At 74.1% G+C, this 7,621-nt stretch carries 6 protein-coding genes and 1 pseudogene; 2 read left to right on the plus strand and 5 right to left on the minus strand.

Features of this window, described 5'->3' with window-relative positions; all coding sequences use genetic code 11:
- The first annotated feature begins 107 nt into the window (after nt 1-107).
- Nucleotides 108-3,341 carry an amidohydrolase family protein gene (locus OO62_RS25540; RefSeq protein ID WP_033269907.1) on the plus strand — a complete coding sequence of 1,078 codons (3,234 nt, stop codon included), beginning with the start codon at nt 108-110 and terminating at the stop codon, nt 3,339-3,341.
- A 300-nt stretch (nt 3,342-3,641) separates the two neighbouring features.
- Nucleotides 3,642-4,979 carry an acyl-CoA dehydrogenase family protein gene (locus OO62_RS25545; RefSeq protein ID WP_033269908.1) on the plus strand — a complete coding sequence of 446 codons (1,338 nt, stop codon included), beginning with the start codon at nt 3,642-3,644 and terminating at the stop codon, nt 4,977-4,979.
- A gap of 96 nt (nt 4,980-5,075) precedes the next feature.
- Here the strand turns inward: OO62_RS25545 and OO62_RS25550 are convergent, their stop codons facing one another.
- The 5 genes and pseudogenes from OO62_RS25550 to OO62_RS25570 form a co-directional block, all read right to left on the minus strand.
- The gene (locus tag OO62_RS25550) at nt 5,076-5,681 is read right to left on the minus strand and encodes a GAF domain-containing protein (protein ID WP_033269909.1); all 606 of its coding nucleotides are present in this window, start codon (nt 5,679-5,681) and stop codon (nt 5,076-5,078) included.
- Complete coding sequence (locus OO62_RS25555; RefSeq protein WP_033269910.1) at nt 5,678-6,295, minus strand: GTP-binding protein; 618 nt, start codon at nt 6,293-6,295, stop codon at nt 5,678-5,680. The genes OO62_RS25550 and OO62_RS25555 overlap by 4 nt, the downstream gene beginning before the upstream one ends.
- Nucleotides 6,273-6,668 carry a DUF742 domain-containing protein gene (locus OO62_RS25560; RefSeq protein ID WP_033269911.1) on the minus strand — a complete coding sequence of 132 codons (396 nt, stop codon included), beginning with the start codon at nt 6,666-6,668 and terminating at the stop codon, nt 6,273-6,275. The genes OO62_RS25555 and OO62_RS25560 overlap by 23 nt, the downstream gene beginning before the upstream one ends.
- 2 nt (nt 6,669-6,670) lie before the next feature.
- A complete protein-coding gene (locus tag OO62_RS25565; protein ID WP_033269912.1) occupies nt 6,671-7,120 on the minus strand; it encodes a roadblock/LC7 domain-containing protein in 450 nt (149 codons plus the stop codon).
- Nucleotides 7,110-7,621: pseudogene (locus tag OO62_RS25570) on the minus strand (ATP-binding protein); the annotation flags it as partial. The pseudogene OO62_RS25570 and the gene OO62_RS25565, both read right to left, overlap by 11 nt.

A 7,621-nucleotide genomic window follows, 5' to 3' on the forward strand; every position in this document is an offset into this window, starting at 1 on the left:
GCCACGGGGCGCGCGTGACGGGGTTGACCCGCCGGCCGCGCGGCGTGACACGATCAGCCGGTTCCTACCAGCCGCCCGTGCCGCAACTCCCCTTCACAGGAGCATCGTTGGACACCATGGACCGTTGTGAGAACTCGCCCGAAGAGCCCGGCGCCACGGACTCGACCGGTGCGCCGCACCGTACGCCGCTGTCCCGCCGCCGCTTCCTTCAGGGCACCGCCTCGGCCGCCGCCGCGGCGGGACTGGCCGGCGCCACCGCCGCCTCCGCCACGGCTCAGGAGGCCGGCGGCACCGTCAGCCGGCTCTCCTTCACCGCCGCCACAAACGGCGCGGCCTCTCTCGCACCGGCCGGCGACCGGCTCGTCGTCGAGGTCCAGAACGTGCTGTGGTCGCTGCCACGGGCCGGCGGCGACGCGGTGGCGCTGACCCCGCCCGATCTGGAACCCACCCGTCCGGTGTACTCCCCCGACGGCCGCCGCATCGCGCTGTGCGCCTACCGGGGCGGCAACTTCCACCTGTGGACGCTCTCCCCCGACGGCTCCGGGCTCCGGCAGCTGACCGAGGGGCCCTGGGACGACCGCGGCCCCGCCTGGTCACCCGACGGGACCCGGCTCGCCTTCGCCTCCGAACGGGGCGGCGACGCGGTGACCGGCAGCCCCTACCGGATCTGGGTGCTGGAGGTGAGGACCGGCCGGCTGACCCGGGTGACCGGGCTGGCAGGCCAGGACGGTCCCCAACAGGACGGCGCCTGGGAGGACTTCGACCCCTGCTGGTCGCCGGACGGCGCACGGATCTTCTTCGTACGGGGACGGGTGGCGGGCAGCGCGCTGCTCTCCCGCACGGTCGCCTCGGTGCCGGCCGACGGTGGCGGCGCGGCGCGCGTCGAGCACACCGAGACGGCGACCGCCCAGGTGATGGTGCCGGCCGTGTCCCCGTCCGGGCGGCTGGCCTATCTGCGGACCACCGACTACCCGGGGCCCACCTGCACGCTCGTGGTGGACGGCGAGCCGGTCGCGGTGGACGGCGATGTGGAGCCGGTGCCGCCGCGCTGGATCTCGCGGGACGCCCTGCTGCTGACCGTCGGCGGGCAGTTCCGCATCGTCCGCCCCGACGCCCCGCAGTCGGCCGAGACCATCCCGTTCACCGCGCGGCTGCCGCTGGACCGCCCCCGCTACCGGGTCAAGGACTACGGATTCGAGCGGACGGCCGAGGGCCCGGTGCGCGGGGTGCATCTGCCGGCGCTCTCCCCCGACGGCCGTCAGGTCGCCTTCGCCGCCCTCAACGCCCTCTGGCTGGCGCCCACTTCGGGCGGCGGTGCGCCACGCCGAATCGTCCGGACCGACCCCACCCGGTACGTCCTGGCGCCCAGCTGGTCGCGCGACGGGCGGTCGCTGCTGTACGCGGACGACCGGGACGGGCTGTTCGCGGTGCGCCGCCGGGACGTGGCCTCCGGCGAGGAGACGGTGCTGGCCACCGGGGGCCGGGTGCAGCCCGCGCTGTCCCCGGACGGCGGGCGGCTGGCCGCGCTCGACATGTCGGGAAATCTCGTGGTGCGGACGCTGGCCGACGGGACGGAGCGGGTGCTCGCCGCGCCGCTGGGTGCCGGCGGGCTGCCCGGCCGCCCCAGCTGGTCGCCGGACGGCCGCCATCTGGCGTACTGCGACCGCAACCGCCTCAACCGCCGCTTCCGCGAGGGCTACAACGTCATTCGCGTCCTGGACACCGCGACCGGCGAGGGACGGCTGCACCCGGTCGCCGAGCACGTCTCGATCGCCGACCGCTACGACTCGGGCCCGGTGTGGTCGCCGGACGGGCGCTGGATGGCGGTGATCGCGGAGTCCGCGCTGTGGGTGCTGCCGGTGCGGCCGGACGGCACCCCGGACGGCGCGCCGCGGCAGCTGACCGAGGAGAGCGCCGATCACCCCTCGTGGTCCGGTGACTCGACGACGCTCCTGTACCTGTCGGCGGGCAAGCTGCGACTCATCGGGGTGGCCGGCGGCCCGGCGCGGACCGTCCCGCTCTCCCTCGGCCACCGCCCGTCCCGGGCCCGGGACACCGTCGTCCATGCGGGCAAGTTCTGGGACGGCACCGGGGACACGGTCCGCGAGGACGTCGACGTGGTGGTGCGGGACGGGCGGATCACCGCCGTCCAGCCGCATCGCGCGACGCGGACCGGTGCGGCCCGCCGGGTGGACGCCTCCGCGCGGACCGTGCTGCCCGGCCTGTGGGACGCGCACACCCACCCCTGGCAGACCACCTACGGCGGCCGGCAGACCGCTCTGCAGCTGGCGTACGGGATCACCACCGCGGTCTCCTGCGGCGGCTTCTCCTACGAGCAGGCCCGCCTCCGCGAGGCCGTGGCGGCCGGGGTGCTGGCCGGGCCGCGGCTGCTGACCTGCGGGGAGCTGCTGGACGGCGGGCGGGTCGCGTACAGCATGGGGCGGGCGCACCGTACCCGCGCGGGCCTGCGCCGGTCCCTGGAGCGCGGCGCCGCCCTGGACTGGGACTTCGTCAAGACGTACGTACGGGCACCGGGCTGGGTGATGGCGGAGGCGGCGCGCTTTGCCCACGAGCGGCTCGGGGTGCGCGCGGGCAGCCATCTGCTCACCCCCGGGACGCAGCTCGGCCAGGACCTGACGACGCATCTCCAGGCCACCCAGCGACTGGAGTTCGGTCACGCGGTCAGCAGCTCGGGCCACGCCTACCAGGACGTGGCGGAGGTCTACACCGCCGGCGGCTTCCACCTCCTCGCGACCCCGTTCTCCGCGGCCGCGCTGCTCGGGGAGGACCCGGCGCTGGCCGACGACGTACGGGTGGCGCGGCTGATGCCGCCCTGGGACACCGCGGTCGTCCGCGAGAACGCCGGACACCGGCCGACCCAGGCGCAGCTGGCGGACATCGAGATCGAAGTCGGCGTCTACCGCAAGGTGCTGGACGGCGGCGGGCTGGTCGCGCTGGGCACCGACCAGCCTCTGGTGCCGGTGGGCCTGGGCCTGCACCTGTGCCTGCGGGCGCTGCACCGGGGCGGCCTGAGCGTGAGCCGGACGCTGCGCACCGCGACCGCGCTGCCCGCCCGGGTGTTCGGCGCCGAGCGGGACCTGGGGACGCTGGAGGTCGGCAAGCTCGCCGACATGACGCTGGTGGACGGCGATCCGTTCAGCGACTTCGACACGCTGGTGCGGACCCCGGCGGTGCTGCGCGGCGGGCGCCTCTTCGAGCAGCGGGAACTGGTCGACGCGTTCCCGGCGCCCACCACCCGCGCGCTGCGGGCACCGGGAACGGACTGGCTGGAGGTGGGCCGGCAGCAGCGCCGCGAGTCCTGCTGCGGTCCGGCACACTGACCCGCCCCACCCGGCCGTCGCGGGGTGGGGAGGCATGGGGTGGCGCGGTTTCCGGGGGTCCGGAAACCGCGCCACCGGCGTTCCGGAGCGGGGGGTGGTGCGGGGGTGTTTCGCGCTTCAACTCTTCACATGAATCACGCCAGTTGATGTTTTGTGCGCCCCGCAGTAGGTATGCCAACGGGTATTGCACGCGGTAAGCAACAGATCACGTTCCGGAACGACCAGCGCAGACGGCGCCTCCCGCGCCGTCCCGAGGCGGGGTGCGATCAGCGCCGGGAAGATCGCGAAGGAGGGCTCGTCTTGCATCGCTATTTCACCGACCAGAGACATGAAGCACTCCGGCAGCGGGTGCGGGACTTCGCCGAGAGCGAGGTCCGTCCCCGGATTGCCGAGATGGAGGCGAGCCGTACCGTTTGCCACGACCTTTCGCGCCGGATCGCCCGCCAGGGGTGGATCGGGGCGACCGTGCACCGCGCGTACGGCGGGATGGGGGCGGGCCACGTCGCCAAGACCCTCATCATCGAGGAACTGTCCCGGGTCAGCGCCGCGATGGGCGCGATGGCGCAGGCGTCCCAGCTGGGCGTGGCGAAGATCGTCCACTTCGGCAGCGAGGAGCAGAAGAAGACCTGGCTGCCGGCCATCGCGTCCGGCGACTGCCTGCCGACGATCGCCGTCACCGAGCCGCAGTCCGGCGGCCACGTGCTGGGCATGGCCTCCACGGCCGTCCGCGACGGCGACGACTACGTCCTCAACGGCCGCAAGAGCTACGTCGGCAACAGCCACGTCGGCGATCTGCACGGTGTCGTCGTCCGCACCGGCGAGGGCTCCACGGGCCTGTCGGCCTTCCTCGTCGAGTCCGGCACCCCCGGCTTCCGGGTCGGGCCGCAGCGGCCCGCCATGGGCCTGCACGGCTTCAGCTTCGGCGAGCTGTTCTTCGACAACTGCCGTGTCCCCGCGGCGAATCTGCTGGGCCGGGAGGGCGACGGCCTGGCCGTGGCGTACTCCTCCAGCGTGCTGTACGGACGGCCCAACCTGACCGCCGTGTCCCTGGGCATCCACCAGGCCGTGCTGGACGAGACCTCGGCGTTCTGCGCCGAGCGGCAGCGCTACGGCAAGCCGCTGGCCGACCTCGCCAACATCAAGCTCAAGCTCGGCCGCATCCAGTCCCGGCTGCTGCTGGCCCGGCTGTCCGCGTACCACGCGGTGCATCTGCTGGACCAGGGGCTGCCGTGCGACGCGGAGCTGATGAACGCCAAGCTGGTCAACGTCGAGTCGGCGCTGGAGTCGGCGCGCGACGCGATGGACATCCACGCCGCCTCCGCGCTGTTCACCGACCGGCCGATCGAACGTTTCCTGCGCGACGCGCACCACATCTTCGCGCCGGCCGGGACGTCCGACGTCCAGCTGCTGCGCCTGGGCGAACTGGCCCTGGGCCGGGCGAAGGGCGAGTGGTCGAGCCGCCTCGCGGAGCTGCTGCGGCTGGAGCCGTCGGAGTGGCCCGAGGACGACCACGACGACCACGACGGCCCCGCCACGGACGCCCCGGACGGCACACCGGTCGACGAGGAGCGGGCCACCGTCCCGGGCCAGCGCACCGCCCCGGCCCGGCAGCGCCCCTGGTTCGCCCGCCTCAAGTGAGCCGCCGGGGACGCCGAAGGGGCCGCGGCCACCGGCGGTGCGCCGGTACCGCGGCCCCTGGCCACCCCGTCGTGCGGACCGGCCGCCGCGGCCGGTTCAGCGGCTCTCGCTCTGCTGCTGCTCCATCTGATGGATCTGCTCGACGAGTTCGGCGGCCATCGCCTTGATGGTCTCCAGCCCCTCCCGCCCCCAGGGCCGCGGTTCGAGGTCCACGACGCAGACGGTGCCGAGTGCCATGCCCGTACGGTCGATCAGCGGCGCACCGAGGTAGGAGCGGATGCCGATCTCGTCGACGACGGGGTTGCCGGCGAACCGCGGGTAGTCGCAGACGTCCTCCAGCACCAGGGCCTTGCGGCGCACGATGACGTGCGGGCAGTAGCCGTGGTCGCGGTCCATCACCCGGCCGGGCCGGGCGCTGGCGGGCGCCGGACCCAGCTCGACGCCCTGGTCCCGGTCGGGCGTGTAGAGGCCGGCGAAGTACTGCCGGTGCTCGTCGATGAAGTTGACCATCGAGTAGGGCGCCCGGGTGGTGCGGGCGAGCTTGCGCGCGAACTGGTCGAACGCGGGCAGCGGGTGGTCCCCGATGCCCAGGGCACGCAGTCGGGCCACCCGCGCCGGGGCCTCGTCGTCCTGCGGGGTGAGCAGCAGATGCCGCGTCGGGTCGTACGAGACGTACGGGACGCGGGAGGCGGGGTGGTTCATGGCAGCTCCGGGGTCGCGGCGAGTGCGGGGGTGAGCAGGTGCTGGACGAGCGAGACCAGGACGTGGGTGGCCGAGCTGCACCGGCGGGCGTCGCAGAGCACGACGGGGGTCTCCGGGGAGAGGTCCATGGCGGTGCGGACCTCGTCCGGGTCGTAGTGGTAGGAGCCGTCGAACTCGTTGACGGCGACGACGAAGGCGATGCCGCGCCGTTCGAAGAAGTCGGCCGCGGCGAAGCACTGGTCCAGGCGCCGGGTGTCGGCGAGGATGACCGCGCCGAGCGCGCCGTTCGACAGCTCGTCCCACATGAACCAGAAGCGCTGCTGGCCCGGGGTCCCGAAGAGGTACAGGATGTGCTCGGGGCTGAGCGTGATCCGGCCGAAGTCCATGGCGACGGTCGTGGTGTTCTTCTCCTCGACGCCGGCCAGATCGTCGGTGCCGACACCGACCTGCGTGAGGAGCTCTTCCGTACTGAGCGGTTCGATCTCGCTCACCGCTCCGACGAAGGTCGTCTTGCCGACCCCGAAGCCGCCCGCCACCAGGATCTTCAGCGCGGAGGGGAAGCCATCGGGCGAGGGGTCGCCCTGGTGGGGGTCACAGTCGTTTGCGAAGTCCATTCAGCACCGCCTCCAGCAGGGCTCGGTCGGTACGGGACGCGGGTCCTGCCGAAACGGCCGCGGGGGCCCGCGCGGTGAGCGCCCCGCAGTCGACGAGGTCGGCGAGGAGCACCTTGGTGACCACGGCGGGCAGGTGTATGTGAGCGGCGATCTCGGCGACCGAGACCGGGCCGCCGCACAGCCCCAGCACCTGGGCGTGCTCGGGGCCCTGGGCGGCCACGGGGCGGCGGCCGGTGGCCATCACCATCGTCAGCAGGTCGAAGTGCGCCGTCGGACGGGTCCGGCCGTTGCTGATGGTGTACGGGCGGACCAGCCGGCCCGCCGCGTCGTCGAACCACGGCTCCCCGCCGCGCCGTCCGCGACGCACGGTCATGGTCAACGACCGCCCGCGGACGCCTGATGGCGCGCGGGGGTGGCCAGGTACGGCCGCACGCTCTTGACCAGCATGGACATCTCGTATCCGAGCACCGCCACATCGGCCTCGCGGCCGGCGAGCACGGCCAGGCAGGCGCCCGATCCGGCGGTGGAGACGAACAGGAACGTGGACTCCAGCTCGACGACGACCTGGAGGACGTCGTCGCCCTCCCCGAAGCGGGCGCCGGCGCTGCGGGCGAGGGAGTAGAGCCCGGAGGACAGGGCCGCCATGTGGTCCGCGCTGTCCGGATCGAAGCCGTGGGCGGACTTGACGAGGCCGTCCGAGGACAGCAGGAGGGCGCTCCGGGCGTGCGGCACTCGCTGTACGAGGCCGGTCAGCAGCCAGGACAGATCGGTGTGCTGACTGCCCTGCAACTGCAACTGCGCCTGCGCACGCACATCACTCACCATGGTTGCGGTCGTCTCCTCGGGGGCGGGCCATCGGGGTGTCGTGGTCACGGTCGTAGAGCGGGAGGTCGCCGGCCGGGCCGCTGGGGTCGCCGCCCTGAGCCGGGATGGTGCCGTCGGTGCCGGTGGGGCCGCCGGCGTAGGTGTCGTCGGCGAGGCTGAAGCCCCGTCGGAAGGCCGCCATCAGGCCGGGGTCGTGCTCGGGCTCGGGGCCCGTACGGCGCGTGGCGGACGGCAGGATCGGGTCGCCGCGCAGCTCGGGGACGAGATGCGTCTGCTTGTGGCGCCGGGGCAGCCGGGGGCGGGCGCCGTGGTCCACGGCGGGGGGCGCGGGCGGCAGCACGACGGGGCCCGGGTCGGCGGGCCGGCCGGCCGGGGGGTGCTCGGGCGCGTCGGGGGTGGACGCCTCGGCCGGCGGGACGTCGGGGGTGTGGCCGAGCGGGGCGTGGACCCGCCGGCGGGCGCCGGACCCGGGGGCGGCGTCGGCGGGGTTCAGGGCGGGGG

Source organism: Streptomyces lydicus, assembly GCF_000717345.1.
Classification (GTDB): Bacteria; Actinomycetota; Actinomycetes; order Streptomycetales; family Streptomycetaceae; genus Streptomyces; species Streptomyces lydicus.

Excerpts from the sequence above, each read along its gene's own strand:
- OO62_RS25550 (WP_033269909.1), bottom strand. The coding sequence starts at position 5,681 with ATGAACCACCCCGCCTCCCGCGTCCCGTACGTCTCGTACGACCCGACG.
- OO62_RS25555 (WP_033269910.1), bottom strand. The coding sequence starts at position 6,295 with ATGGACTTCGCAAACGACTGTGACCCCCACCAGGGCGACCCCTCGCCC.
- OO62_RS25560 (WP_033269911.1), bottom strand. The coding sequence starts at position 6,668 with ATGACCGTGCGTCGCGGACGGCGCGGCGGGGAGCCGTGGTTCGACGAC.
- OO62_RS25565 (WP_033269912.1), bottom strand. The coding sequence starts at position 7,120 with ATGGTGAGTGATGTGCGTGCGCAGGCGCAGTTGCAGTTGCAGGGCAGT.